25 protein-coding genes are annotated in these 24,987 nt (G+C 73.3%); 14 read left to right on the top strand and 11 right to left on the bottom strand.

Annotated features, from left to right (window positions below; translation table 11 throughout):
* Positions 1-6: 6 nt before the first annotated feature.
* A complete protein-coding gene (locus JQN83_RS24790; protein ID WP_208569556.1) occupies positions 7-249 on the top strand; it encodes a DUF5522 domain-containing protein in 243 nt (80 codons plus the stop codon).
* A 231-nt stretch (positions 250-480) separates the two neighbouring features.
* Positions 481-1,032, top strand: a complete 552-nt coding sequence (locus JQN83_RS24785) for a hypothetical protein (protein WP_208569555.1) — start codon at positions 481-483, stop codon at positions 1,030-1,032.
* Between the two features lie 69 nt (positions 1,033-1,101).
* Here the strand turns inward: JQN83_RS24785 and JQN83_RS24780 are convergent, their stop codons facing one another.
* Positions 1,102-1,791, bottom strand: coding sequence for an iron-dependent transcriptional repressor DtxR (locus tag JQN83_RS24780; RefSeq protein WP_208569554.1), 690 nt, complete (start codon positions 1,789-1,791; stop codon positions 1,102-1,104).
* Between the two features lie 168 nt (positions 1,792-1,959).
* On the opposite strand from JQN83_RS24780, the gene JQN83_RS24775 reads away from it, so the two are divergent.
* From JQN83_RS24775 to JQN83_RS24765, 3 genes are read left to right on the top strand one after another with little or no spacing between them, the layout of a single operon-like run.
* Positions 1,960-2,817: a sulfurtransferase gene (locus JQN83_RS24775; RefSeq protein ID WP_208569553.1), complete on the top strand. Its 858-nt coding sequence runs from the start codon at positions 1,960-1,962 to the stop codon at positions 2,815-2,817.
* Positions 2,818-2,865: 48 nt separating this feature from the next.
* On the top strand, positions 2,866-4,047 hold the full coding sequence (locus JQN83_RS24770; RefSeq protein WP_208569552.1) for an acetoin utilization protein AcuC: 1,182 nt from the start codon (positions 2,866-2,868) through the stop codon (positions 4,045-4,047).
* Positions 4,044-6,632 (top strand): bifunctional acetate--CoA ligase family protein/GNAT family N-acetyltransferase, encoded by a 2,589-nt coding sequence (locus tag JQN83_RS24765; protein WP_244253148.1) that lies wholly within the window; start codon positions 4,044-4,046, stop codon positions 6,630-6,632. Before JQN83_RS24770 ends, JQN83_RS24765 begins: the two co-directional genes overlap by 4 nt.
* A 168-nt stretch (positions 6,633-6,800) precedes the next feature.
* Here the strand turns inward: JQN83_RS24765 and sigB are convergent, their stop codons facing one another.
* Positions 6,801-7,817 carry an RNA polymerase sigma factor SigB gene (gene sigB / locus JQN83_RS24760; RefSeq protein WP_372444120.1) on the bottom strand — a complete coding sequence of 339 codons (1,017 nt, stop codon included), beginning with the start codon at positions 7,815-7,817 and terminating at the stop codon, positions 6,801-6,803.
* Positions 7,818-8,039: 222 nt separating this feature from the next.
* Here sigB and JQN83_RS24755 point away from each other — a divergent pair, with 222 nt between their 5' ends.
* Complete coding sequence (locus JQN83_RS24755; RefSeq protein WP_208569586.1) at positions 8,040-8,828, top strand: sporulation protein; 789 nt, start codon at positions 8,040-8,042, stop codon at positions 8,826-8,828.
* A gap of 208 nt (positions 8,829-9,036) precedes the next feature.
* Here the strand turns inward: JQN83_RS24755 and dtd are convergent, their stop codons facing one another.
* Both dtd and JQN83_RS24745 read right to left on the bottom strand, forming a co-directional pair.
* Positions 9,037-9,459: a D-aminoacyl-tRNA deacylase gene (dtd, locus tag JQN83_RS24750; RefSeq protein WP_208569550.1), complete on the bottom strand. Its 423-nt coding sequence runs from the start codon at positions 9,457-9,459 to the stop codon at positions 9,037-9,039.
* A 169-nt stretch (positions 9,460-9,628) separates the two neighbouring features.
* A complete protein-coding gene (locus JQN83_RS24745; RefSeq protein WP_208569549.1) occupies positions 9,629-11,113 on the bottom strand; it encodes a DUF7782 domain-containing protein in 1,485 nt (494 codons plus the stop codon).
* 190 nt (positions 11,114-11,303) lie between these two features.
* Here JQN83_RS24745 and JQN83_RS24740 point away from each other — a divergent pair, with 190 nt between their 5' ends.
* The 3 genes from JQN83_RS24740 to JQN83_RS24730 all read left to right on the top strand — a co-directional run bounded on the left by JQN83_RS24740 (position 11,304) and on the right by JQN83_RS24730 (position 14,489).
* Entirely contained in the window at positions 11,304-12,527 is a 1,224-nt protein-coding gene (locus JQN83_RS24740) for a S8 family peptidase (RefSeq protein WP_208569548.1), read from the top strand.
* Positions 12,528-12,657: 130 nt separating this feature from the next.
* Complete coding sequence (locus tag JQN83_RS24735) at positions 12,658-13,233, top strand: HhH-GPD-type base excision DNA repair protein (RefSeq protein WP_208569547.1); 576 nt, start codon at positions 12,658-12,660, stop codon at positions 13,231-13,233.
* Between the two features lie 56 nt (positions 13,234-13,289).
* Positions 13,290-14,489, top strand: a complete 1,200-nt coding sequence (locus JQN83_RS24730) for a low temperature requirement protein A (protein WP_208569546.1) — start codon at positions 13,290-13,292, stop codon at positions 14,487-14,489.
* A gap of 60 nt (positions 14,490-14,549) precedes the next feature.
* Here JQN83_RS24730 and JQN83_RS24725 read toward each other — a convergent pair whose 3' ends face one another.
* Positions 14,550-14,858 (bottom strand): YlcI/YnfO family protein, encoded by a 309-nt coding sequence (locus JQN83_RS24725; protein ID WP_208569545.1) that lies wholly within the window; start codon positions 14,856-14,858, stop codon positions 14,550-14,552.
* A 13-nt stretch (positions 14,859-14,871) separates the two neighbouring features.
* Positions 14,872-15,159 (bottom strand): hypothetical protein, encoded by a 288-nt coding sequence (locus tag JQN83_RS24720; RefSeq protein ID WP_307799665.1) that lies wholly within the window; start codon positions 15,157-15,159, stop codon positions 14,872-14,874.
* Between the two features lie 102 nt (positions 15,160-15,261).
* Between JQN83_RS24720 and JQN83_RS24715 the strand changes: the two genes are divergently transcribed.
* Entirely contained in the window at positions 15,262-15,621 is a 360-nt protein-coding gene (locus tag JQN83_RS24715) for a DUF3099 domain-containing protein (RefSeq protein WP_204923972.1), read from the top strand.
* A 61-nt stretch (positions 15,622-15,682) separates the two neighbouring features.
* Here JQN83_RS24715 and JQN83_RS24710 read toward each other — a convergent pair whose 3' ends face one another.
* The gene (locus tag JQN83_RS24710) at positions 15,683-16,591 is read right to left on the bottom strand and encodes a carbohydrate kinase family protein (protein WP_208569543.1); all 909 of its coding nucleotides are present in this window, start codon (positions 16,589-16,591) and stop codon (positions 15,683-15,685) included.
* The gene (locus JQN83_RS24705; RefSeq protein ID WP_208569542.1) at positions 16,588-17,514 is read right to left on the bottom strand and encodes a pseudouridine-5'-phosphate glycosidase; all 927 of its coding nucleotides are present in this window, start codon (positions 17,512-17,514) and stop codon (positions 16,588-16,590) included. The genes JQN83_RS24710 and JQN83_RS24705 overlap by 4 nt, the downstream gene beginning before the upstream one ends.
* An 84-nt stretch (positions 17,515-17,598) precedes the next feature.
* On the opposite strand from JQN83_RS24705, the gene JQN83_RS24700 reads away from it, so the two are divergent.
* The 3 genes from JQN83_RS24700 (at position 17,599) to JQN83_RS24690 (ending at position 20,456) form a co-directional block, all read left to right on the top strand.
* Positions 17,599-17,823 (top strand): DUF3039 domain-containing protein, encoded by a 225-nt coding sequence (locus JQN83_RS24700; protein WP_176739083.1) that lies wholly within the window; start codon positions 17,599-17,601, stop codon positions 17,821-17,823.
* A 42-nt stretch (positions 17,824-17,865) separates the two neighbouring features.
* On the top strand, positions 17,866-18,516 hold the full coding sequence (locus JQN83_RS24695; RefSeq protein ID WP_208569541.1) for a trimeric intracellular cation channel family protein: 651 nt from the start codon (positions 17,866-17,868) through the stop codon (positions 18,514-18,516).
* Positions 18,517-18,722: 206 nt separating this feature from the next.
* Entirely contained in the window at positions 18,723-20,456 is a 1,734-nt protein-coding gene (locus JQN83_RS24690; RefSeq protein ID WP_208569540.1) for a DEAD/DEAH box helicase, read from the top strand.
* 350 nt (positions 20,457-20,806) lie between these two features.
* Here the strand turns inward: JQN83_RS24690 and JQN83_RS24685 are convergent, their stop codons facing one another.
* Together JQN83_RS24685 and JQN83_RS24680 are read right to left on the bottom strand one after the other, a co-directional pair.
* Positions 20,807-21,040 (bottom strand): DUF7455 domain-containing protein, encoded by a 234-nt coding sequence (locus JQN83_RS24685; protein ID WP_088646450.1) that lies wholly within the window; start codon positions 21,038-21,040, stop codon positions 20,807-20,809.
* A 248-nt stretch (positions 21,041-21,288) separates the two neighbouring features.
* Complete coding sequence (locus JQN83_RS24680; RefSeq protein WP_208569539.1) at positions 21,289-22,896, bottom strand: RNA polymerase sigma factor; 1,608 nt, start codon at positions 22,894-22,896, stop codon at positions 21,289-21,291.
* A gap of 464 nt (positions 22,897-23,360) precedes the next feature.
* Between JQN83_RS24680 and JQN83_RS24675 the strand changes: the two genes are divergently transcribed.
* On the top strand, positions 23,361-24,182 hold the full coding sequence (locus JQN83_RS24675; protein WP_208569538.1) for an inositol monophosphatase family protein: 822 nt from the start codon (positions 23,361-23,363) through the stop codon (positions 24,180-24,182).
* A 142-nt stretch (positions 24,183-24,324) separates the two neighbouring features.
* On the opposite strand, the gene JQN83_RS24670 is transcribed toward JQN83_RS24675, so the two are convergent.
* Positions 24,325-24,840 (bottom strand): LytR C-terminal domain-containing protein, encoded by a 516-nt coding sequence (locus JQN83_RS24670; protein ID WP_208569585.1) that lies wholly within the window; start codon positions 24,838-24,840, stop codon positions 24,325-24,327.
* Positions 24,841-24,987: the final 147 nt, after the last annotated feature.

Raw genomic sequence — 24,987 nt, 5'->3', positions numbered from 1 at the left:
GCCGTGGTGAGTGGGCAACGACGTCCGTTGGCGGGCCGGCCGCTGACCGAGCCGCACCCGTCCCGGCTGCCGCCTGAGCACCCCGACCGGGCGCGGATCCTGGCCGCGCACGCCGCCGCGCTCGCCGCCGGGGACGCCGGGTATCCCGACCCGGCCACCGGGCTGTTCGTCCTCAGCGCCGGGTTCCTGGCCCGGCGGGGCACCTGCTGCGGGCGTGGCTGCCGGCACTGCCCGTACGTAGACGACTAATTCGGCTGTCCCGGCGGCCCGCCCCACCTGCGCCGACTGATGACCGGCATGGCCCGGGTGAGCTGGGTGGTGATGGCGGTGCCGGGGCCGCTCCACTGCGGGCCAAGCGTGACCTCCCGCCCACCTGACGCCGCCGGGTGGCTGCCCGGGTCTTCCGTCCGGCAGTGCCAACCCGTACGGTTTCCGACGGACATCGGCGGATCTCCCGCCGACGATCACGGAGGTGTGCCCGTGCACGGGCGGATCTGGCTCGCCGGGGCGGGCGTGCTGCTGACCACGGGCTGCGGGGCGTCGGAGCCCGACCCGGTACGGCTGCCGGCGGGGGAACCGGTCGTCGTGGAGGTGGGTGCCGCCTCGTCCGGCGGGGCGTGCCGGCTGCTCGACTTCGCGGTGATCGAGGAGCACACCGGCGTCCACTTCGACGTGGCGGCGGCCAGCGAGCGGGGTGATACCCGTACCTGCGTGGTGCGGGCCACGGACACCACCTGGCCGGAGCTGACCCTGACTGTCACCGACACCTCGATCGACGTGCCCACCTTCACCGCCGACGTGCTGCCCGAGGGGGCGACGAAGGTGTCGAAGCTGGGCCAGGCCGGCTACCGGCGGACCGGCGCGAAGACCGCGAAGCACGGGCCGACGGCCGAGGTGGGTTGGTTGGCCGCCGAGGACCGGCTGGCCACGCTCCGCTGGACCTGCCCACCGGCCGAGGACCGGGCGACCGCCGGTGCGGTGGCCGGCCACCTGGTCGACCTGGCCAGGAAGCTCGACACCCGGTCCCTGTGACACCGGCCCGGCAGCCGGCGAGGTCGGCGCGCGGGTCGGGGCGCGGCCAACCAGGCGGCCCTTCGCGGGTCAGTGGGCGGCGACGAACACCCGGGAGGCGACCTCGCGGGGCAGCCGGACCCGTTCGCCGGAGCGGTCGATGAACACCCCGTCGCGTTCCTGGGCGACGGTGACCGTGGCGCCCGGGTCGACTCCGGCGGCGTGCAGTTGCCGCAGCACGTCGGCGTCGGTCTGCACACTTTCGCAGATCCGCCGGACCACCACCGGGCCGGTCAGCCCGGGGAAGGCGAGGTTGCGTTCGCCCTCGGCGTGGTCGGTGGCCTCGGTCTCCGGCGAGCCCAGCTCCTCCAGGCCGGGGATCGGGTTGCCGTACGGCGAGCGGGTGGGTCGGTTGAGCAGGTCGTAGACCCGCTTCTCCACCGCGTCGCTCATCACGTGCTCCCACCGGCAGGCCTCCTCGTGGGCCTCCTCGTAGGGCATCCCGATCACGTTGACCAGCAGCAGCTCGGCGAGCCGGTGCTTGCGCATCACCGATACGGCGGTGCCCCGGCCCAGGTCGGTGAGCGCCAGGTGCCGGTCGCCCTCGACGGTGAGCAGCCCGTCGCGTTCCATCCGGGCCACGGTCTGGCTGACGGTGGGCCCGCTCTGCCGCAACCGCTCGGCGATCCGGGCACGCAGCGGCGGCACCCCTTCCTCTTCGAGTTCGAGGATGGTGCGCAGGTACATCTCGGTCGTGTCCACTAAGTCATGGCTTTTCACATTCGCCCCTTTTGTCCGAAGGCGGCGAAGGTAGCTTCGCGCTCAGTGGTGTCGACCCGGTCATGCTTCACGTCAGCGGCCTCCCGGTGGTCGATGCTACCCCGGCCCACGAAGATCGACCTGCGCCGAATCGCGAGGTCGATGCCCCGATGGTGTTGACTGGACGTCATGTCCGGTACCGCTGCGCCCCTGATCGAGCCGGACCGGCTCGCCACCGAGCTGGCCCGCCCCGACCCGCCGACCCTGCTGGACGTCCGCTGGCGGCTGGTCGGCCCCCCGGGCCGCGACGACTACACCGCCGGCCACCTGCCCGGGGCGGTCTTCGTGGACCTGGACACCGTCCTGTGCGGTCCGCCCGGCCCGGCGGGCCGGCACCCGCTGCCCGAACCGGCCGCGCTCCAGGCCGCGCTGCGGGCCGCCGGTGTCCGCGCCGGTCATCCCGTGGTGGTGTACGACGACGGCGACGGCCTGGCCGCCGCCCGCGCCTGGTGGACGCTGCGCTGGGCCGGCCACCGGTCGGTACGGGTGCTGTCCGGCGGCTGGTCCGGCTGGCTCGCCGTCGGCCTGCCCGGCACCGTCGAGGTGCCCACCCCGCAACCCGGCGACGTGACCGTCACACCGGGTGGGCTGCCGGTGCTGGACGCCGACGACGCGGCCCGGCTCGGCGCGGCCGACGACGGCGTGCTGCTGGACGTCCGGGCCGCCCCCCGCTACCGGGGCGAGACCGAGCCGATCGACCCGGTCGCCGGGCACGTGCCGGGCGCGGTCAACCTGCCCGCCCCCGAGTACGTCACCGAGGGCCGCTACCTGACCGCCGAGGCGCTACGGGACCGGTTCGCCGCCGCCGGGGTGCGCGCCGACCAGCCGGTGGGGGCGTACTGCGGATCGGGGGTGACCGCCGCGCAGACGGTGCTGGCGTTGCACCTGGCCGGTCGGCCGGACGCCGCGCTCTACGTCGGATCGTGGAGCGGCTGGGTCGCCGACCCGTCCCGCCCGGTGGCCACCGGCCCGACACCAGCCGGTTGACCAGCACGCCTGGTGGGCGACCGGTGACCCGCGTGCGACGATGACCCCATGTCGGACGACACACTGGTGGTGTGGGACGAGTCCCTGCTCGACTACGACATGGGGGAGCACCCGCTCGACCCGGTCCGGGTCGAGCTGACCGTCGCGCTGGCCCGGGAGCTGGGCGTCCTGGACCGGCCGGGCGTACGGCTGATCCGGCCCGAGCCGGCCGACGACGCGACGCTGACCCGGGTGCACCTGCCCGACTACCTGGCGGCGGTCCGGACCGCCCCCCGCGATCCGCTCTTCGCCGGCTACGGACTGGGCACCTCGGACAATCCGGTCTTCGACGGGATGCACGAGTCCAGCGCGCTGATCGCCGGGGCGACGGTGGCCGCCGCCGAGGCGGTCTGGCGGGGCGAGGCTCGCCGCGCGGTCAACGTGGCCGGTGGGCTGCACCACGCCATGCCCGACCGGGCCGCCGGGTTCTGCGTCTACAACGACCCGGCGGTGGCCATCGCCCGCCTGCTCGACCTGGGCGCCGAGCGGGTCGCCTACGTCGACGTGGACGTGCACCACGGCGACGGTGTGCAGGAGGTCTTCTACCACGACCCCCGGGTGCTCACGGTGAGCCTGCACGAGACCCCGCTCGCGCTCTTCCCCGGCACCGGGTTCCCCGACGAGACCGGTGGCCCGGGGGCGCAGGGCAGCGCGGTCAACGTGCCGCTGCCACCGGGCACCGACGACGCCGGCTGGCAACGCGCCTTCCACGCGATCGTGCCGTCGGTGCTGCGGGCGTTCCGACCGCAGATCCTGCTCACCCAGTGCGGTGCCGACGGGCACCGGCTCGACCCCCTGGCCGACCTGCACCTGTCGGTGGACGGGCAACGGGCCACCTACCTGACGTTGCGGGCGCTCGCCGACGAGTTGTGCGACGGCCGCTGGGTGGCCACCGGCGGCGGCGGGTACGCCCTGGTGGAGGTGGTGCCCCGGGCCTGGACGCACCTGCTGGCGGTGGCCACCGGCGACCCGCTCGACCCGGCCACCCTCACCCCGCCCGACTGGCGTGCGCTGGCCGCCCACCGGCTGCCCGGCCGGGACGTCCCGCTGCGGATGACCGACGACGTCGACCCGTCACACCAGCCGTGGCAGCCGACCGGTGAGCCGAACTCGGTGGACCGGGCGGTGGCGGCCACCCGCAAGGCGGTGTTCCCGCTGCTCGGGCTGGACCCGTACGACCCGCGCGACTGAGCCGGGGACCTGGGGAGGGACCGGACGTGGTGACCACTGTCGACCAACCGGTGGACGTGCTGCTCAGCGACGGCAGCACCGTCGGCCTGCGACCGATCCGGCCGCAGGACGCCCCGGAGATCGTCGCCATGCACGGGCGGTTCTCGGAACGCACCCGCTACCTGCGCTACTTCTCGCCGTACCCGCGTATCCCGGAACGGGACCTGCGCCGCTTCGTCACCGTCGACCACCGGGACCGGGAGGCGTTCGTGGTGCTGGTCGGCGACCGGATCGTCGCCGTCGGCCGGTACGAGCGGCTGGGTCCGGCGGCCCCCGAAGCCGAGGTGGCGTTCGTAGTGGAGGACGCCCACCAGGGCCGGGGGATCGGTTCGGTGCTGCTGGAGCACCTGGCCGACGCGGCCGGCCGGGCCGGCATCGGGCACTTCGTCGCCGAGGTGCTCCCCACCAACGGGGCGATGCTGCGGGTCTTCGCCGACTTCGGCTACCAGGTGCAACGGCAGTTCGCCGACGGGGTGGTGCACCTGACGTTCCCGATCGCCCCGACCGAGGCGACCCTGGCCGTGCAGCGCGGCCGGGAGCACCGCACCGAGGCGCGGTCCATCGCCCGGCTGCTCACCCCGCGCGGGGTGGCCGTCTACGGGGCCAGCGCCACCGGGCAGGGTGTCGGCGCGGCCGTCCTCGGGCACCTGCGCGACGGCGGCTACCCGGGGGCGATCGTGCCGGTGCATCCGAGCGCGCGCACGGTGGCGGGGCTGCCCGCGTACCCGTCGGCAGCCGACGCCGGAGTGGACGTCGACCTGGCGGTCGTCGCGGTGCCCCCGGACGCGGCGGCGGGGGTGGTGGCCGACGCCGCCGCCGCCGGCGCGCACGGCCTGGTGGTCATCTCCGCCGGTTTCGCCGAGGCCGGACCGGCCGGCGCGGCGGCCCAACGGGCCCTGGTCCGGGCGGCGCACGCCGCCGGCATGCGGGTCGTCGGCCCGAACTGCCTGGGCGTGGCCAACACCGACGGGCGGGTACGCCTCAACGCCACCCTGGCCCCGGTGCTGCCCGCCCCCGGACGGGTGGGTTTCTTCAGCCAGTCCGGCGTGTTCGGGGTGGCGCTGCTGGCCGAGGCGCAGCGCCGGGGGCTGGGCCTGTCGAGTTTCGTGTCGGCCGGCAACCGGGCCGACGTGTCCGGCAACGACCTGCTCCAGTTCTGGCAGGACGACCCGGGCACCGACGTGATCCTGCTGTACCTGGAGACCTTCGGCAATCCGCGCAAGTTCGCCCGGTTGGTGCGCCGGATCGGCCGGGACAAGCCGGTGGTGGCGTTGGCTTCGCTGGCCCGCCCGGTCGGGTCCGGCGTCGCACCCACGCTCGACGAGGCCGCCGTGGGTGCCCTCTTCGCGCAGTCCGGGGTGATCCGGGTGGACACCGTCGCCGAACTGCTCGACGTCGGGACGCTGCTGGCCAACCAGCCGCTGCCCGCCGGTGGCCGGGTCGGCGTGGTCGGCAACTCGTCGGCGCTGACCGGCTTGGCGGCCACCGCCTGCGCGGGGCAGGGCCTCACGGTCGCCGCCGGCTACCCCCACGACGTCGGCCCGCACGCCGGTGCCGCCGCGTTCACCGCCGCGCTGGCCGGTGCCGCCGCCGACGACGGCGTGGACGCGCTGGTGGCGGTCTTCGCCCCACCCCTGCCGGGGCAGCTCACCGTCGAGGAGGCGGACTTCACCGCCGCCGTGGCGGCGGCGGTGACCGGCGGCAAGCCGACCGTGGTGACGTTCCTCGCCGGCCGGGTGCCGGTCGGGCTGCCCGCGTACCCGAGCGTGGAGGAGGCGGTGCGGGCGCTGGGCCGGGTCAGCCGGTACGCCGACTGGCTGCGCCGGGACCCGGGCACGCCACCGGAACCGACCGGGGTGGACCGGGCCGCCGGGCAGGCCGCGCTGCGCGGTGACGCCGCCGACGCGGCGGCGCTGCTCGCCGCGTACGGCATCGAGGTGGTCGGCTCGGCCCCGGCCGGCACCGTCGACGAGGCGCTCGCCGCCGCCGGGCGGCTGGGCTGGCCGGTGGCGTTGAAAGCCGCCGCGCCCGGCCTGCGGCACCGCCTCGACCTGGGCGCCGTCCGCCTCGACCTGGCCGACCCGGTCGCGCTACGCCGGGCGTACGCGGACCTGGCGGCGGCCTTCGGCGCGGACGTCCTGGTCCAACCGATGGTGCCGCCGGGGGTGGCCTGCGTGGTGGAGCTGCGCGAGGACCCGGCGTTCGGGCCGGTCGTCGGCTTCGGGCTCGGTGGGGTCGCCACCGAACTGCTCGGGGACCGGGCCTGGCGGGCGGTGCCGTTGACCGACCGGGACGCCGCCGAACTCGTCGACGAGCCCCGGGCGTCGCCGCTGCTGCACGGGCACCGGGGTGCCGACGCGGTGGACCGGGCGGCCCTGGCCGACCTGCTGCTGCGGGTGGGCCGGCTCGCCGACGAGCAGCCCCGGGTGCGGTCGCTCACCCTCAACCCGGTGCTGGCCCGCCCGGACGGCGTGTCGGTGCTGCACGCGGCGGTGGGGGTCGGCACGGCCGGGGCCCGCCCCGACACCGGCCCGCGCCGGCTCTGACCGTGCCCGCCGCCGGCTCCGGCGGTGACCGTGCCCTGCTGCCGGCGGCGCTGACCGTGCCCGCCGGGGGCGCTGACCGTGCCCGCCGGCGGCTCCGGCGGTGACGGGACCCCGGACAGCGGGCAGGCCCCCGGCGAACCGCCGGGGGCCTGCGCCGAACCGTCCCACTCAGCAGGCGTACGCCTCCAGCCGCTGCGCCCGCTCCGGGTCGCGCAACTTGAGCAGGGTGACCTTCTCGATCTGCCGGATCCGCTCCCGGGACAGGCCGAACTCCTTGCCGACCTCGTCGAGGGTGCGCTGCCGGCCGTCGTCCAGGCCGAACCGGAGCCGGATCACCGCCTGCTCCCGCTGGGAGAGGGTGGACAGCACGATGCGTACCTCGTTGCGCAGTTCGCCGTTGGCGGCCGCGTCACCCGGCTCGGTGCGCTGGTCCACCGAGGCGACGAAGTCACCGAGGGCGCTCTCGCCGTCCTCGCCGACGGCCTGGTCGAGGCTGACCGGCTCCCGGTCGTACGAGATCAGCTCGATGACCTGGAACTCGGGGATCTCCATCGCCCGCGCCACCTCGGAGACGATGGGCTCGCGACCCAGCGTGACCGACAGCTCCCGGCGGACCCGGACCATCCGGTTGACCTGCTCGACCATGTGCACCGGGATGCGGATGGTGCGGGCCTGGTCGGCCATCGCCCGGGTGATCGCCTGCCGGATCCACCAGGTGGCGTACGTGGAGAACTTGTAGCCCTTGGCGTAGTCGAACTTCTCGACCGCGCGGATCAGGCCGAGGTTGCCCTCCTGGATCAGGTCGAGGAAGGCCATCCCCCGCCCGGTGTAGCGCTTGGCGATGCTGACCACCAGCCGCAGGTTGGCCTCCAGCAGGTGGTCCTTGGCGGCGCGGCCCTCCCGGGCGATCAGGGCGAGGTCGGCGCGCAGGTCAGCGGAGACAGGGGTGCAGGTGGACAGCTTCTCCTCGGCGAACAGCCCGGCCTCGATCCGTCTGGCCAGCTCCACCTCCTGGGCCGCGGTGAGCAGCTTGGTCCGGCCGATGCCGTTGAGGTAGGCCCGGACCAGGTCGGTGGAGACCCCGCGCTCGTCGGTGGCGTCGAGGTCGGTGAGGGCTTCGGTGCCGTGCTCGGCGTCGATGGTGGTGGCCGGGCGCGTCTTGTTATCGATCATCTGCAGGGCCATCTCTGTGTCTCCCCGTGTCTGCTTTCGGTGTCGCCTACCGGCGCCATCGGCTCCGGTGATGGACAGCTTTCCAACCGGGACGTGAAACGGGGGTGAGGCGATCGGGGACCCGACAGCAATCTGGTCGGATGCGGGGTGGGTCGTCGGCGGTCTTGCCAGGTCCGGCTACCGTGCCAGCGTCGGCCATCGGGGTCGGCGATGCGACAGGCAATGGAGGACGTGGTGGTCTTCAAACGGCTCATGCAGTCGATGGGGGTGGGCGGTCCGTCGGTGGAGACCGTGCTCGCCAATCCGAACTGCCGTCCCGGCGGGGTGCTGGAGGGGCGGGTCCACGTGGCCGGCGGCGACCACGCCGCCGACATCGAGTACGTGGCGCTCGGCCTGGTCACCCGGGTCGAGGTGGAGAGTGCCGACTCCGAGTACGAGACCACCCAGGAGTTCGCCCGTCAGCAGGTCACCGGCCCGTTCCGGCTGGAGGCGGGGCAGCGCTACGACATCCCGTTCCGGTTCGCCGTGCCGTGGGAGACCCCGCTGACCGACCTGTACGGCCACCGGCTGCACGGGATGACGATGGGGCTGCGTACCGAGCTGGAGGTGGCCCGCGCAGTCGACAAGGGTGACCTGGACGCGGTGTCGGTGCACCCACTGCCGGCTCAGGAGCGGCTGCTGGAGGCGCTGCTGCGGCTGGGCTTCCGGTTCGCCCGCGCCGACGTCGAGCGCGGCCACATCTATGGCGTACGGCAGAGCCTGCCGTTCTACCAGGAGATCGAGTTCTACCCCGCCCCGCAGTACGCCGGGGCGATCAACCAGCTGGAGGTCACCTTCGTCACCGACCCGCACCAGGTGCAGGTGGTGCTGGAGATGGACAAGCGGGGTGGCCTGTTCACCGAGGGTCGGGACGCCTTCGGCCGGTTCACCGTCGACCATGCCACCGCCGACCGCACCGACTGGGCCGCCCAACTCGACGGCTGGCTCCGCCAGTCCCTCCAACGCCGAGGCCTCTTCTCCTAACCCACCCCACCCCACCCCACCCCACCCCGCTCACCCCCACCCAACTCGCCCCGCCCCGCTCGCCCAGCCCCGGTGATCAAGAAGTTTGCGTCACTTTGAAGATCGAACTTGACGCAAACTTCTTGATCACCGGGGCTGGAGATGAGGGCTGGGGGCTGGGGTGGGGGTGGAGGGGAGGGGAGAGGGGGGATGGGAGGAGGGGGCAGGGTCAGAGGTCTAGGAGGAGGGTGCGGGGGCCGGTGTTGGTGCTCTCGACGAGCATGTGGGTGCGGAAGCGGCCCGTCTCGACCGTCGCGCCCCGGGCGCGGAGCGCCTCGACCACGGCGGTGACCAGCGGTTCGGCCACCTCGGCGGGGGCGGCGGCGAGCCAGCTCGGGCGGCGGCCCTTGCGGGTGTCGCCGTAGAGGGTGAACTGGCTGACCAGCAGGATCGGGGCACCGGTGTCGGCGGCGCTGCGTTCGCCGTCGAGGATGCGCAGCTCGTGCACCTTGCGGGCCATCGTCCGGGCCAACTCGGGGGTGTCGGTGTGGGTGATGCCAAGCAGCACCAGCAGGCCGTCGGTGATCGCGCCGACCACCTCGCCGTCGACGGTGACGCTGGCCCGTTCGACCGTCTGCACCACCGCCCGCATCAGCCGGTCACCGCTTTGACGATGCCCCGCTCGACCGCCCGCAGCGGGGTGCCTCGCTCGACCGCCCGCATCAGTTGGTCACCGGTTCGACGATGCCTCGCTCGACCGCCCGCTTCGACGATGCCTCGCTCGACCGCCCGCATCGGGGTGCCCCGTTCGACCGGGCGCATCAGTGGGTCACCGGTTCGACGAGGCCCCGCTCGATCAGCCGCGCCACGATCGGGCCGGCCGCCTCGGCCAGCTCGTCGGGGGTGACGTCGTGCGCGGCGGCGAGCAGGGCGAGCTGGTCGCGCAGCGGCAGCCGTCCGTCGCAGCCGCCGACCAGGGCCAGCACCAGCGGGTCGATCTCCTCGCTCCAGCGCAGCCCGTGCGGCATCGTCAGGACCTGCCGGTCCACCGCCCAGCCCTCGTCGCCGATCGTCGCCTCCTGGCGCAGTTGCAGCCCCGGGGCCGCCCGGTAGCGAAGGTCGAGCAGGCCGTCGGCGCCGTGGGCACGCAGGAGGTCCTGCCGGTCGAACCAGCCGGCGACCTGGTCGCCCAGGGGTGGCTCGACCCGCTGCCGCAGGTCCTCCACCCGGACGACCGGGTCTTCGTGACCGTTGCGGCGCAACGAGACGATGCCGAATCCGATCGACTCGACCTTGTGCGCGTCGAACCAGTCCAGCCAGGCTGCCGCCCGGTGCGGGTCGGTCGCCTCGCCGACGTCGGTCAGCCACAGGTGGACGTACGCCATCGGGTCGGCCACCTCGCGCTGGATCACCCAGGCGTCCAGGCCGGTGCCGGCGAACCAGCCGGTCACCCGTTCCGCCCAGTCCTCCCCGGCGACGTGCACCCAGTTGGCGAGGTACTGCATGGTGCCGCCCTCGGTGAGCAGGCCGGGGGCGGCGGCGGCCAGTTCAGCGCCGATCGCGTCGCCGACCCGGCCGGAGTCCCGGTAGACGTGGGTGGTGGTGCCCGGCCCGACCACGAACGGCGGGTTGCTGACCACCAGGTCGAACCGCCGGCCGGCCACCGGGGCGACCAGGTCGCCGCGCAGCAGTTCCCAGTCCTGCCCGTTGAGGGCGGCGGTGGTGGCGGCGAAGCGCAGCGCCCGTTGCGACACGTCGGTGGCGGTGACCCGCCGGGCGTGGGTGGCCAGGTGCAGGGCCTGCACCCCGGACCCGGTGCCCAGGTCCAGTGCGGTGTCCACCGGGTGGCGGACGGTCGCACCGATCAGGGTCTGGGTGGCCCCGCCGATGCCGAGCACGTGTTCGCTGTGCAGCGGTCGACCCGGGCGGGCGCTGGCCGGTACGTCGGCGAGCACCCACCAGGCGTCGCCGTAGGGTTCCAGGTCGACCCCGGCGCGCAGCCCGTCACCGTACGGCTCGACGAGGCCGGCGGCGACGGCGTCGGCGAGGTCGAGCGGGGCGAGCGCGGCGGCGACCGCCGGTTCCGGTTCGGTCTGGTCGCAGATGAACACCCGGATCAGGGTGCCCAGCGGGTCGCGGTCCTCGGTGGCGCGCAGCGCGGCCCGGAAGTCGTTGCGGGCCACCCCGCCGGTGGCCTGCGGGCCGAGTCGGCCGGCGATGCCGTTGGCGGTGAAGTCGGCGCTGGTGAGCGCGGCGCGTAGCGCCTCGACGCCGGCGGGGGAGAGCAGCATGTCGTCACGGTCCACCCCGTCATCCTGCCTGGCGTGGGGGCACCGGTGGCGGGCACCCGCTGACTTCCATAACGCCACCTCAATCCCCCGGCCGTTATCTCTGTTACGTACGTCGATGTCTCGTTAGCATTCCCTCCAACATCCGTCGATGGGACGTTCGGGCGGCCCCTGCCTGCCCGGTCGTACCCGGTAGGGAGTTCAGACGATGTCCGACGTGTCCGTCCCCCGGCGTCACGCGCTCCGCGCGGTCGCCGTCGCGGCCACCGCCGCGGCCCTCTCCGTCGCCGCTGGCGCCCCCGCCCTCGCCGCCCCCACCGGACAGATCCGCTACGCCTCCTCCCCGGACGCGATCAGCGGCAGCTACCTGGTCGTGTTGAAGGGCGACGCCGTCGGCACCGCCAACAGCCGGGCCGCCCGGACCGCCGTGCCGGACCGCGCCGCCAGCCTCACCAAGCGGTACGGCGGGAACGTCGCCGACGTCTACAGCGCCGCCCTCACCGGGTTCAGCGCGAAGATGAGCGCCAGCCAGGCCCGCCGGCTCGCCGCCGACCCGTCGGTGGCCTACGTCGAGCAGGACCGGGTGGTGACCGTCCAGGCGACCCAGACCAACCCGCCGTCCTGGGGTCTGGACCGCATCGACCAGCGCAACCTGCCGCTGAACTCCAGCTACACCTACCCGAACACGGCCACCAACGTGCGGGCGTACATCATCGACACCGGAATCCGGACCACCCACACCGACTTCGGCGGCCGGGCCACCTGGGGCACCAACGCGGTCGACTCCAACAACACCGACTGCAACGGCCACGGCACCCACGTCGCGGGCACCGTCGGCGGCACCAAGTACGGCGTGGCCAAGGGTGTGCAGTTGGTCGCGGTGAAGGTGCTCAACTGCCGGGGTCGCGGCAGCACCACCGCCGTGGTCAACGGCATCAACTGGGTGACCGCCAACGCGGTCAAGCCGGCGGTGGCCAACATGAGCCTCGGCGGCGGGGCCAGCACCGCCATCGACAACGCGGTGGCCAGCTCGATCAGCTCGGGCATCACGTACGCGCTGGCGGCCGGCAACTCCAGCGCCGACGCCTGCACCTCCTCCCCGGCACGGGTCGCCTCGGCGATCACCGTCGGCGCCACCACCAACACCGACGCGCGGGCCTCCTACTCCAACTTCGGCACCTGCGTCGACCTGTTCGCGCCGGGCTCGAACATCACCTCGTCCTGGAACACCAACGACACCGCCACCAACTCGATCAGTGGCACCTCGATGGCGTCCCCGCACGTCGCCGGTGCCGCCGCCCTGGTCCTGTCGGCGAACCCCTCGTACACCCCGGCGCAGGTCGCCAGCTCGCTGACCGGCAGCGCCACCCCGAACGTGGTGACCAGCCCCGGCTCGGGCTCGCCGAACCGGCTGCTCTTCGTCGTGAACTGACGCCCCACGGCACCGACGGCCCGGTGGACACCCGTGTCCACCGGGCCGCGCCGCGTCCGGACGCCTCCCGGCGGGGCGGACCGCACCGGATGTCGGCCGGGCGGGCGGCCGGGGCGGGCAGGATGGGGGCATGACGCTCTCGCTGCCCATCGACGGCGAGGCCAACCGGCTGCTGGAGCGCAGCCCACTGGCCCTGCTGACCGGGATGCTGCTCGACCAACAGGTGCCGATGGAAAAGGCGTTCTCCTCGCCGTACGTGCTCGCCCAACGGCTGGGGCACGACCCGGACGCCCGGGAGTTGGCCGGCTACGACCCGCAGGAACTGGTCGAGGTCTTCGCCCGGCCGCCTGCGCTGCACCGGTTCCCGAAGGCGATGGCCGGCCGGGTACAGCAGCTGTGCCGGATCCTGGTCGACCGGTACGCCGGCGACGCCGGCCGGCTCTGGGCGGACGTCGACGACGGACGGGAACTGCTGCGCCGCATCGCCGACCTGCCCGGCTTCGGCACCCAGAAGGCGCAGATCTTCGTCGCCCTGCTCGGCAAGCGGTACGACGTGCGCCCCGACGGCTGGCGGGAGGCCGCCGGCGGCTACGGCGACCCGGACACCTACCGGTCGGTCGCCGACGTCACCGATGCGGAGTCGCTGCGTCGGGTCCGCGAGTACAAGCAGCAGATGAAGGCGGCGGCGAAGGCGGACAAGGGCTGACGCAACCGGAGCCGGGTCGGCTCGTTGAGATCCGCGACAGCGGCGACGGGTGGACGATGGCGGACGAGCGGGGGGCGGCGCTGCTGCGCGGCGGGCTGAGCTCACCCCGGACCACCTTCCTGGAGCTCTTCTTCGACCTGGTGTTCGTCTTCGCGTTGACCCGGGTCTCCCAGCGGATCATCGACGACCTGAGCGTCGTCCGTCAGGATCTGCTGGCCGAGATCACCCAGACCCTGGTGATCTTTCTGGCCTTCTGGGCGGTCTGGACGTTCACCGCCTGGGTCACCAGCCGGTACGAGCCGGAGCGCCCGGAGATCCAGTTCGTGGTGGTCTACTCGATGCTGGGCAGCATGGTGATGGCGGTCGCCACCCCACGGGCCTTCGACAGCCGGGGGCTGGCCTTCGCCCTCGCGTTCGTGGCGGTGCAGGTGGGGCGACCGCTCTTCCTCACGCTGGCGTTGCGGGGGCACCCACGACGCCTGGTCACCATGCGGGTGGTGGCCTGGGCGGTGATGAGCGCGGTGCCCTGGGTGCTCGGCGCGGTGTTCACCGGGTCGTGGCGGCTGGCCTGCTGGTCGTTGGCCGTCCTCGTCGACTACGCGGGGTTGATGTTCGGCTGGCCGGTGCCCCGGCTCGGCGCGACCCGCACCTCCACCTGGGGGGTGCTGGGGGAACACCTGGCCGAGCGTTACCAGCAGTTCTTCCTGATCGCCCTCGGCGAGAACATCCTCATCATCGGGTTGTCCTTCAGCGGGTACAGCTTCTCCGGGGCCAGCTCGGGGGCCTTCCTGCTGTCCTTCGTCACCACCGTGCTGCTCTGGCGGATCTATTTCCACCGGGCGGGTCACCTGCTCACCGAGGCGATCCGGGTGGCCGACCGGCCCGGCCGGCTGGGGGAGTCGGTGAGCTGGACCCACCTGGTGATCGTCGCCGGGGTGCTGGCCACGGCCGTCGGCTACGAGCTGGCGATCGTGCACCCGTACCAGCGCACCGAACCGTCCTGGGCGGTCTTCATGATGGGCGGCCCGGCGATCTTCCTGGTCGCCCGCGCCCGCTTCGAGTACGAGATTTTCGGGCGGGTCTCCCGGTCCCGGGTCGTCGGGGTGCTCGCCCTGGCCGCGCTGGTGCCCGTCGTGACCCGGACGGCCACCGTGCTGGCACTGGCCGCGGCGGCCGCCGTGCTGGCGGCGATCACCGTCGCCGACTACCGCCGGGCGCTCGGGCACGCCCCGGAGCGGCCCCGGCCGGCCCTGTGAACCAGCTGCGTCAGTCGGCGCGTGATCGACCGGCGGTGGGGCGGGGGCGTCCGACGCAGGTCAGGCGGCGGTGGGGCGGGACAGCGAGGCGAGCGCCCGGCGTACGTCGGCCAGCGAGACGGTGGCCGAGTCGTCCAGGTCGGCCAGGCCGGCCTCGATCCACTGCCGCATCAGCGTGGTGACCCCGATACCCCGGGCCTCGGCCGCCGCCCGGACCCGCTCGTAGGTGTCCGTCGGCAGGCGTACCGAGCGGCTGACCATCGGCACGTCCGTGTCGGGGGTGGGCAGCTCGACCGGCGGGCTGTCGTCGATCAGGTCGGCGAACGCGTCGTCGCCGTGGAATCGCTTGATGGCCTCGTTACGGTTCATCGCCGTCGCCTCCTCATCGGCGCGTTCTCCGCACGGCCTCGTCGTAGCGCTTGGCCTCGACGTCGCTCAGGTCGCGGGCGGAGAGGACGTCCCAGTCGTGGTCGGTGCCGTCGGCCTCGGCGAGCAGGATGGCCAGCCGTCGGCCACGAGCGCCCGCCGCGTAGACGACCGTCAGGTCCTCACCGAGATGCCGGATCACCCGGCGGGTGCTGTGCAGCGCCTCCCAGACTTCCCCGGGGGTGACGTCGTAGACCCGCAGGTTGGCCAACGCCTCCTCGGTGAAGCTGAACCGGCTGCCCACCGCCGGAGCGTACCACGCGCGTAACACGATCCCGGTATGCGCCGATTTTCGCTGATCAAGGTGGTGCGGTGACAGGATGGGGGCAATCCCCTCAGGAGGTCCATGGTGAAGCGTCAGGCGTACCAGCCGATTCTGATCACCGACGCCTCGCGCAGCCAGGACGACCAACTCACCAGCCGACAGAAGCGGTACGTGCTGATGATGGGCATCCGGGTGGCCTGCGTGATCGCCGGAGCGGTCCTGGTCGGTACCAAGGCCCCGCTGCTCTGGCTCTGGCTGCCCCTGGTGGCGCTGGGCATGATCCTCATCCCCTGGCTGGCGGTGCTGCTCGCCAACGACCGGCCGCCCAAGGAGCAACACCGCCTCGCCACCAGGTTCCAGCCCCGCCACCGCGACGAGACCCCGCCGATGAGCCTCACCGCCGAGGAACGCCCGCACCGGATCATCGACGCCGAACCCTGACAGGCCCGGCCGGTGCGGGCGTAGCCGGCCCTGTCACCCGCCGGTCGCCGCCGGCCGCGTGTCACCCGCCGGTCGCCTCCGGTCGGGCACCCACCATCGAGACCGCCAGGGCACCCAGGTCGGCGGCCCGGGTCAACGCGGCCCTCGGGGTCGCACCGGTGATCCACGCGGTGAGCAGGCCGGCCGCGAAGGCGTCCCCGGCCCCGGTGACGTCCACCACGGCGACCCGCAGCGACGGGGTCACCCCGACGGTGGCCCGCCGGTCCACCCAGATCGCCCCCGCGCCGCCGCGTTTGACCACCACCCGACGGGCCGCCGCCGACAACGCGCGCGCCTGGGCCGCCGGGTCCAGCCCGCCGGCCAGCACCCCCGCCTCGTCCGCGTTGACCAACAGCAGGTCGACGTCGCGTACCCAGGACAGGAAAGCCGCCGCGCCGATCCGCCGCAGCGGCGCGGCGGAGGCGGCGTCGACGCTGGTGGTCAGCCCACGCTCGCGGGCGGCGGCCAACGCGCGCAGCCCGGCCGGTCGCGACCCGGCATCCAGCAGGCAGTACGCGGACAGGTGCAGGTGGGTCGCGTCGGGCACCGCCGCCAGGGCCCGGTCGACGTGCTCGGGGCTCAACCGCAGGTTCGCCCCCCGCTCGGTGACCATGGTCCGCTCGTCGGCGGTGGCCAGCACGATCACCGTCCCGGTGGTGGCCTGCGGATGCACCTCGACCGCGCAGTCCACCCCGGCCCGTTCCAGCTCGGCCACCCGGTCCCGACCGGCGCCGTCGTCGCCGACCGCGCCGACCAGCGTCACCGGTGCGTGCTGGGCGGCGATCCAGGCGGCGGTGTTGGCCGCCTGACCACCCCCGGTGACCTTGATGGTCGCCGGGGTGTCCGAACCGGTGGCCAGGGCTCCGGCCAGCACGGCGACCACGTCGGTGATCAGGTCGCCGACCACCACGATCCGACCGGGAGCGGTCATGCGGCGGGGTGTCCGGCCGCCGCGACCGCGATCCGCGCCGCCAGGTCGGCGTTGCGCAGGATGATCCGGACGTTGACCGCCAGGCTGGCGCCCTCGGTGGCCGAGTGGAAGTGGGCCAGCAGGAACGGGGTGACCGCCTTGCCGGTGACGCCGTCGCGGCCGAGCCGGGCCAGCCCCTCGGTGAGGGTGCGGTCGTGCAGCGCCGGGTCGAGCTGCTCGTCGACCGGGAGCGGGTTGGCCACGATCAGGCCGCCACCGTGCACCCCGTGCTGCTCGCGGGCGGCGAGCACTGCGGCGACCTGCTCGGGGGAGTCCACCGACCAGTCCAGGTCGAACCCGGAGTCGGTCAGGTAGAAGCCGGGGAAACGCCGGGTGCGGTAGCCGACCACCCCGACGCCGAGGGTCTCCAACCGCTCCAGGGTGGCCCCGACGTCGAGGATCGACTTGACCCCGGCGCAGACCACCGCGATCGGGGTACGGGCCAGGGTGACCAGGTCGGCCGACTCGTCGAAGGTCTGCGCGGCCTCCCGGTGCACCCCGCCCAGGCCGCCGGTGGCGAAGACCCCGATCCCCGCGGCGGCGGCCACCGCGCTGGTGGCGGCCACGGTGGTGGCGCCGTCCGCGCCGGTGGCCGCGGCCACGGCGAGGTCGCGGACGGAGAGCTTGGCCACACCGTCGACGGTGGCGAGGCGGGTCAGTTGGGCGTCGTCGAGGCCGACGACGAGTTCGCCGCCGACCATACCGATGGTGGCGGGCACGGCACCGGCGGCGCGGACGGTCTGCTCGATCTCCCGGGCGACCCGCAGGTTGTCCGGTCGGGGCAGACCGTGCGAGACGATGGTGCTCTCCAGGGCGACGACGGGACTGCCGTCACGCAGGGCTTCGGCGACCTCGGTTCCGGGTCGGAGGTGAAAAGTGGTCACGTCAGCTACCGTAACTGGCCGCCGACGGGGTGGGCTGCGGTGGACCGGACCCGGTCGACCTGCCAAACTTGTGCAGTTGGAGGTGTGACTGTGAGTACAGAGGTTCTTGAGCGTCCCGAGTTGAAGGACGCCGACACCGGTCCCGAGATGTTCCATTACGTACGCAAGGAGAAGATCGCCGAGAGTGCCGTGATGGGCACCTACGTGGTGGCGCTCTGCGGCGAGACGTTCCCGGTGACCAAGGCCGCCAAGCCCGGCTCGCCGGTCTGCCCCAAGTGCAAGGAGATCTACGACTCGTACCGTGAGTGATCCAGGACGGTCCGGCGGGCCGCACCCGTACCCTTCGGCGGTGTGACCACCTCCACCGCGCTGCTCCTGGCCGACCTGACCGGGGTGGCCGTCTTCGCCGCCTCCGGCGCCTCCGCGGCGGTGGCCAAGCGGCTCGACCTGTTCGGCGTCGTCTTCGTCGGGTTCGTCGCCGCGCTGGGCGGTGGGATCTTCCGTGACCTGGTCATCGACGAGGTCCCGCCGCTGGCCTTCGCCGACTGGCGCTACGCCGCCACCGCCGCGGTCAGCGCCACCGCCGTGTTCTGGCTGCACCCGCAGTTCGCCCGGCTGCGCACCAGCGTGCTGGTGCTCGACGCCGCCGGTCTGGGCCTGTTCACCGTCACCGGCACACTCAAGGCGCTCGACGCCCGGGTCCCGGCGGTCGGCGCGGTGGTGATCGGCATGCTCACCGCGATCGGCGGAGGGCTGGGCCGGGACCTGCTCACCGCCGAGATCCCGGTGGTGCTGCGTCGGGAGATCTACGCCGTCGCCGCGCTCGCCGGATCGATCATGGTGGTGCTGCTGGCGGCGCTCGGGTACGCCGGGGTGGGCGGGCTGACCGCGGCGGCACTGCTGGTCTTCGTCCTGCGCCTGGTGGCGCTGCGCCGGCGGTGGTCGGCCCCGGTTGCCACCATGCGCCCCCCGCAGACCGGGCCCGGCCACCCCGGCTTCTGATCCACCTCGCCCACCCCGCCCCGTGCCCCACTTCTCGCGACGGCGCTGGTCGGGGCGGCGGGCGTGGTGTCGGCTGGGGTTGCCGGGCCCGGCTGGTTATGCTGGGCCGGCCTTCGCGGCAGGCCCTGCGCGGAGGCGTTTTCATGGGCGGCGGAACCGTGGCCCTCGGCCCGGATCCGCCTCGTGCGGTCGGAGAGGAGCCTCGGGTGGCACCCCGGTTGCCGGCGTTGGAGACGTTCCCACCCCTGCGTGCCTGGCAGCGCAAGGCGATGGTGGAATACCTGCGCCGTCGTACCGACGACTTCACCGCGGTCGCCACCCCCGGCGCCGGCAAGACCACCTTCGCCCTGCGGATCGCCGCCGAGCTGCTGGTCGACGGCACCGTCGAGGCGGTCACCGTGGTCGCCCCGACCGAGCACCTCAAGACCCAGTGGGCGCAGGCCGCCGCCCGGGTCGGCATCCAGCTCGACTCCGCGTTCCGCAACGCCGACCTGCACTCCGCCGCCGACTTCCACGGCGCGGTCGTCACCTACGCCCAGGTCGGGATGGCCCCGCAGGTGCACCGGCGGCGCACCATGACCCGCCGCACCCTGGTCATCCTCGACGAGATCCACCACGCCGGGGACTCCCGCTCCTGGGGCGACGGGGTCAAGAACGCCTTCGAACCCGCCGTACGCCGGCTGATGCTCACCGGTACGCCGTTCCGCTCCGACGACAACCCGATCCCGTTCGTCAGCTACGAGCGCGGCGGTGACGGGCTGCTGCGGTCCCGCGCCGACTCGGTCTACGGCTACGCCGACGCGCTGCGCGACGGCGTCGTACGCCCGGTGCTGTTCCTGGCGTACTCGGGGGAGACCCGGTGGCGCACCAACGCCGGCGACGAGTTGGCGGCGCGGCTCGGTGAGCCGATGACCCAGGACCTGATCGCCCAGGCCTGGCGGACCGCCCTCGACCCGGCCGGGGACTGGATGCCGCAGGTGCTGCGGGCGGCCGACGCCCGGCTGACCGTGCTGCGTAACGCCGGGATGGCCGACGCCGGTGGCCTGATCATCGCCAGCGACCAGCAGACCGCCCGTTCGTACGCCAAGCTGATCGAGCAGGTGACCGGGGAGAAGGCCACCGTGGTCCTCTCCGACGACCAGGGGGCGTCCGCGCGGATCGCGTCGTTCGCGGCGTCCACCCAACGGTGGCTGGTGGCGGTCCGGATGGTCTCCGAGGGCGTCGACATCCCCCGGCTGGCCGTCGGGGTGTACGCCACCAGCGCCAGCACCCCGCTCTACTTCGCCCAGGCCATCGGCCGGTTCGTCCGGGCCCGTCGCTCCGGCGAGACAGCCTCGGTGTTCGTGCCGAGCGTGCCGCACCTGCTGGGCCTGGCCAGCGAGATGGAGGTCGAGCGGGACCACGTGCTCGGCAAGCCCAAGGACCGGGAGGGCTTCGACGACGAGCTGCTGGAGCGCGCCCAGCGCGACGACCAGGCCAGCGGCGAGCTGGAGAAGCGGTTCACCGCGCTGTCCGCGACCGCCGAACTGGACCAGGTGATCTTCGACGGGGCGTCCTTCGGTACCGCCGCCCAGGCCGGCACCCCCGAGGAGGAGGAATACCTGGGGCTGCCCGGCCTGCTCACCGCCGACCAGGTGTCGCAGCTGCTGACCAAACGCCAGGCCGACCAGCTCGCCGCGCAGCGCCGCCGGGCAGCCACCCGGGCCGCTGAGCCGGCCGCTGCGCCCCCCGCCGCCCCCGTGGTACCCCTGAGTGCCGCCCAGCGCCGCGTGGCGTTACGGCGTCAACTGAACGCCCTGGTGGCCGCCCGGCACCACCGCACCGGCCTGCCCCACGGCAAGATCCACGCGGAACTCCGCCGACTCTGCGGCGGCCCCCCCAGCGCCCAGGCCACCATCGAACAACTCGAAGAACGCATAGCCACCCTCCAAACCCTCTAACTCACCCCCGCTGCCCCGCTCCCCCCGTCCCCGGGTCTTCCCGGTGGTCCCGCTCCCTCCGTCCCGTGGTTTCCCCGGGGGCCCCGCGGGTCCCGTCCCGCTCCCTCCGTCCCGTGGTCTCCCCGGTGATCAAGAGGTTTGGGTCAGGAACGGGCGCTTCGGTGACCGAAACCTCTTGATCACCGGGGCGGCGGCCGGGTTACGGGGGAGCGGGCCTGGTGGCGGGAGGGGGCGGGGTGGGTAGTGGGGTGGGTGGGTAGCGGGGTGGGGGTGGGGTGGGTAGCGAAAAGCTGGGCGGGAGCACCCTGAGGGTGCTCCCGCCCAGCTATGTCGTCGTAGGGGTTACCGGGTCAGTTCGCCATCAGATCGGCGCCTCGCCAGCTGAACTCCGGGTCCGTCGCGAACTTCACCGTGATCTTCACGAGATCCTCGGCGTACTTGTTCGCGTGGTGCCCACAGAACACCAACTCGCTCCCACCCGCCAGAGTGATACGGAGCTTGCCGGCAGCATTGCAGCGGTCGCACCGTTCATCGGCGGCTGGGGGAGCCACCGTTTCGGGCGGCGGCGTGAGGGTCGGGGTCATCGCCTTCCTCCTCTGGTCGTCACCGATGAACACTCTCTTCGGTCGTTGCTCACTCATCGTGCAACACCCTTACCGGGCCCCGCCTTCCCAGTGTGCCCGCGGGGGACCGAGGTCACACCTGACGGGAAGGACAGTGTGCCGTGCTACCAGGGTGCCACGTCAACGATCACAAACGCGTGTTGGACCGGTCACCTTCGCATGTTCTACGCCTGGTGATCAATCCGACACGACGGGTTGACGTGAACGGCTCAGTCCAGGTAGTCCCGGAGCACCTGGGAGCGCGACGGGTGCCGGAGCTTGGACATCGTCTTGGACTCGATCTGCCGGATCCGTTCCCGGGTCACCCCGTAGACCTGGCCGATCTCGTCGAGGGTACGCGGCTGGCCGTCGGTCAGGCCGAAGCGCAGCCGTACCACCCCCGCCTCGCGCTCGGAGAGCGTCTGCAGGACCTGCTGGAGCTGGTCCTGCAACAGCGAGAACGAGACGGCGTCGACGGCGACCACGGCCTCCGAGTCCTCGATGAAGTCACCGAGCTGGCTGTCGCCCTCGTCACCGATGGTCTGGTCGAGCGAGATCGGCTCCCGAGCGTACTGCTGGATCTCCAGCACCTTCTCGGGTGTGATGTCCATCTCCTTGGCCAGCTCCTCCGGGGTGGGCTCGCGACCCAGGTCCTGGAGCAGCTCGCGTTGGATCCGGCCGAGCTTGTTGATCACCTCGACCATGTGCACCGGGATGCGGATGGTGCGGGCCTGGTCGGCCATCGCCCGGGTGATCGCCTGCCGGATCCACCAGGTGGCGTACGTGGAGAACTTGTAGCCCTTGGTGTAGTCGAACTTCTCGACCGCGCGGATCAGGCCGAGGTTGCCCTCCTGGATCAGGTCGAGGAAGGCCATCCCCCGCCCGGTGTAGCGCTTGGCCAACGAGACGACCAGCCGGAGGTTCGCCTCCAGCAGGTGGTTCTTGGCGCGCTCGCCGTCCCGGGAGATCCACAGCAGGTCGCGCTGCATGTCGCGGGTGAGCTTCTCCTCGCCGTCGTCGGCGGCGCGCAGCCGCTCGGCGGCGTAGAGTCCGGCCTCGATCCGCTTGGCCAGCTCGACCTCCTGCTCGGCATTGAGCAGCGGAACCTTGCCGATCTGCTTGAGGTACGCCCGGACGGAGTCGGCGGAGGCGGTGAGTTCCGCGTCCCGCCGCGCCTGCTTGAGCGCCTCGGACTCCTCGTCGTCCCACTCGAAGTCGTTGTCGGTGGCGGAGGCGGCGGCATCGGTCTCGGCGGCCCGGGTCAGCTCGGCCGGCTCCTCGACCACCACGTCCTCGATCTCGGCGGCCAACTGCTCGGGATCGATCTCGCCCTCGGGGCCCTCGCCCTTGGTGGCGACCTTGCCGGCACCGGCACCGGCGGCGGCCACCGTGGCCTTGGTGGCCCGGGTGGACTTGGTCGCCTTGGCGGCCGGCGCGGCGGCCTTGGCGGCCACCCCCGCCGTGGTGGCCGCCTTGCGGGGGGCCACCTTGCGCGGGGTGGGCGCGGTGGCCTCGTCGGCGGCGGGCGCCTGCTTCGGAGCCGGCGCGACGGCCTTCTTGGTGGTCTTGGCGGTGGTGGCGCGCGAGGCCGGGGTGGCCGACCGGGCGGCGGCCACCCGACGGGGGCGGGTGCTGGCGGAGCCGTCGACCACCACGGTCACGCCCGCCTCGGAGAGCGCCCGCAGGATCTTCTTGGCCTGGGCCGGGGTCACCTCGGCGGACTCGACGGTGCGCGCGAGCTGGGCCGACGTCAGCTGACCACCGGCGCTCTGGGCGTGGGCGATCAGGGTGTCGGTGAGCGAGCGAACGTCGGCGCCGGGCTGGCGGGGTTCTGTCACGAATGACCTTCCGGAGGCGAAGAGCGAGCACGGCCGGGGTCGTCCGGCGCAGCGTGGCGTGCCGTGCCGTGCGATGTCGTTGAGTGACCCCCGTGTCCCGGGCCGGCTGTGCGGCTGCGGTCCGTGGCGCGTGGGCAGGGTGAATTGTAACCCCGGTTGCCGCGATCATCCTGCGGCGCACGGCAACCGGCCGTCTGTACCGCCGGTTCGGCCCGGATGTCGACTTTGTGGCCACCCGCTCGGCCCGGGTCGGACGGCCCGTCGATCGGGGCCCGGACCTGCTGCCACACCGGCGGGGTCCGGGCGTGACGCGGGCTGCCTATGCTGTCCGGAGGAGATCGACGATGCGCGGTGGGGCGCGCGTGTCGCACCGGACGGCAGACGCGGCGGCCGGTGGGTCCCCGGCCGTGGGGGCCCGGTTGGTACGTCCGGTGCCGCAGGGCGGCGCGAGAGGGGCAGTTTCGATGACCGGTTCGACACCGACACCGCAGGATCTGCTCGAGATCGCGATCCCGGTGGCCCGGGACGCCGCCACGACCGCCGCCCGGATGCGGGTCGAGGGGGTCTCGGTCGCGGCCACCAAGAGCACCGTCACCGACGTGGTCACCGCCGCCGACCGGGCGGTGGAGCAGCAGGTCCGCGACGCCCTGCGAGCGGCCCGGCCGGACGACGCGGTGCTCGGCGAGGAGTACGGCGGCGGGCAGGCCGGTGCGGTCGGGGCGGGTGGGGTGCGCTGGATCGTCGACCCGATCGACGGCACGGTGAACTACCTCTACGGGTTGCCGTACTGCGCGGTGTCGCTCGCCGCCGAGGTGGACGGCGAGGTCGTCGCCGGGGTGGTCCGCAACGTGTCGACCGGCGAGGAGTGGACCGCCACCGCGGGGGGCGGCGCCTGGCGGGACGGCACCCGGCTGCGTTGCTCCACCGAAACCGACCTGGGGCAGGCGCTGGTCGCCACCGGATTCGGCTACGACGCCGGTCGCCGCCGGCACCAGGCCGGGGTGGTCGCCGCACTGATCGGGGAGGTCCGGGACATCCGGCGGATGGGGGCGGCGGCACTGGATCTCTGCCTGGCCGCCGAGGGGCGGGTGGACGCCTACTTCGAGAAGGGGCTGGCCGCCTGGGACCTGGCCGCCGGGGGACTGGTCGCCGCAGAGGCCGGGCTGCGGGTGACCGGGCTGAACGGCCGGCCCGCCGGCCCCGACCTCGTCCTCGCGGCCCCGCCGGCGCTGTTCGCGCCCCTGCACACCCGGTTGGCCGCCCTGAACGCCTCCGGCGGCCCCTGACCCCCGCCGGCCCGGCGGTCGGTCGTCCCCGACCGGGGTCGGTTACCTGTTCTCGACCGGTGGTCGGTTACTGGTTCCCGACCACCGGTCGGCCGGTCGTCCCCGACCACCGGGTGGTCACCTGGCGCTGACCGGTGGTCGGTTACTTGTTCTCGACCGGCATCGGGCAGGAGCCCTCCGGCGCGGTCGGCGCACCTAGGTCGCCGAGGGACTGGTTGACCTCGGTGGTGGTGGCCAGCTGCTGGAAGCCGTCGCCCAGCACCACGTCGACCGTGTCGTCCTGGCGCTTCGCGTCGTAGTCGCGTTCGGCGTTGTCGAGGAAGAAGGCGCGCAGCAGGTGCGCGGAGCCGACACCCTTGGGGCCGAAGCGCAGCAGCGCGACGCCGTCGAAGTGCGCGGCGTTGCCCTCCTTCTTGACCTGGAACTTCCGGTTCCGGAAGTCGTCGCCCACGCTGCTGGCCAGGCCCGGCTCGCCGGTGCCGTTCAAGATGTTGATCTTGACATCCTGGTAGGTGCGCAGGGACAGGTCGGCCAACGGCCAGCCCTCGGGGCATCCCCTGGCGTTGGCCCCGCTGCCCTGGGTGTCGCGGACCACGGCGACGACGACGAAGACCAGGGCGACGGCCGCCAGCAGTCCGACGACAACGAGTGCTCGCACTCGCGCAAAACTCATCTGGGCGCTCCCCGGACAGTGAGGTGGTGGTGGCGGCGGACGCCGTCGGCGGGCGGTGTCGTCGGCCGTCGAGTACGCCGCTGAGGTTAACGGTTGTCCGGCAGTCGCGTGGAAACAGTCCGACATGCCGGC

Origin of the sequence: Micromonospora antibiotica (assembly GCF_017599305.1) — a bacterium.
GTDB classification, from domain to species: domain Bacteria; phylum Actinomycetota; class Actinomycetes; order Mycobacteriales; family Micromonosporaceae; genus Micromonospora; species Micromonospora antibiotica.
This window is presented reverse-complemented; position numbering and strand designations above follow the sequence as displayed.

Coding starts and splice junctions, on each gene's coding strand:
- JQN83_RS24775 (WP_208569553.1), top strand. CDS start 1,960: ATGTCCGGTACCGCTGCGCCCCTGATCGAGCCGGACCGGCTCGCCACC.
- JQN83_RS24770 (WP_208569552.1), top strand. CDS start 2,866: ATGTCGGACGACACACTGGTGGTGTGGGACGAGTCCCTGCTCGACTAC.
- sigB (WP_372444120.1), bottom strand. CDS start 7,817: ATGGCCCTGCAGATGATCGATAACAAGACGCGCCCGGCCACCACCATC.
- dtd (WP_208569550.1), bottom strand. CDS start 9,459: ATGCGGGCGGTGGTGCAGACGGTCGAACGGGCCAGCGTCACCGTCGAC.
- JQN83_RS24740 (WP_208569548.1), top strand. CDS start 11,304: ATGTCCGACGTGTCCGTCCCCCGGCGTCACGCGCTCCGCGCGGTCGCC.
- JQN83_RS24735 (WP_208569547.1), top strand. CDS start 12,658: ATGACGCTCTCGCTGCCCATCGACGGCGAGGCCAACCGGCTGCTGGAG.
- JQN83_RS24730 (WP_208569546.1), top strand. CDS start 13,290: ATGGCGGACGAGCGGGGGGCGGCGCTGCTGCGCGGCGGGCTGAGCTCA.
- JQN83_RS24725 (WP_208569545.1), bottom strand. CDS start 14,858: ATGAACCGTAACGAGGCCATCAAGCGATTCCACGGCGACGACGCGTTC.
- JQN83_RS24715 (WP_204923972.1), top strand. CDS start 15,262: ATGGTGAAGCGTCAGGCGTACCAGCCGATTCTGATCACCGACGCCTCG.
- JQN83_RS24710 (WP_208569543.1), bottom strand. CDS start 16,591: ATGACCGCTCCCGGTCGGATCGTGGTGGTCGGCGACCTGATCACCGAC.
- JQN83_RS24685 (WP_088646450.1), bottom strand. CDS start 21,040: ATGACCCCGACCCTCACGCCGCCGCCCGAAACGGTGGCTCCCCCAGCC.
- JQN83_RS24675 (WP_208569538.1), top strand. CDS start 23,361: ATGACCGGTTCGACACCGACACCGCAGGATCTGCTCGAGATCGCGATC.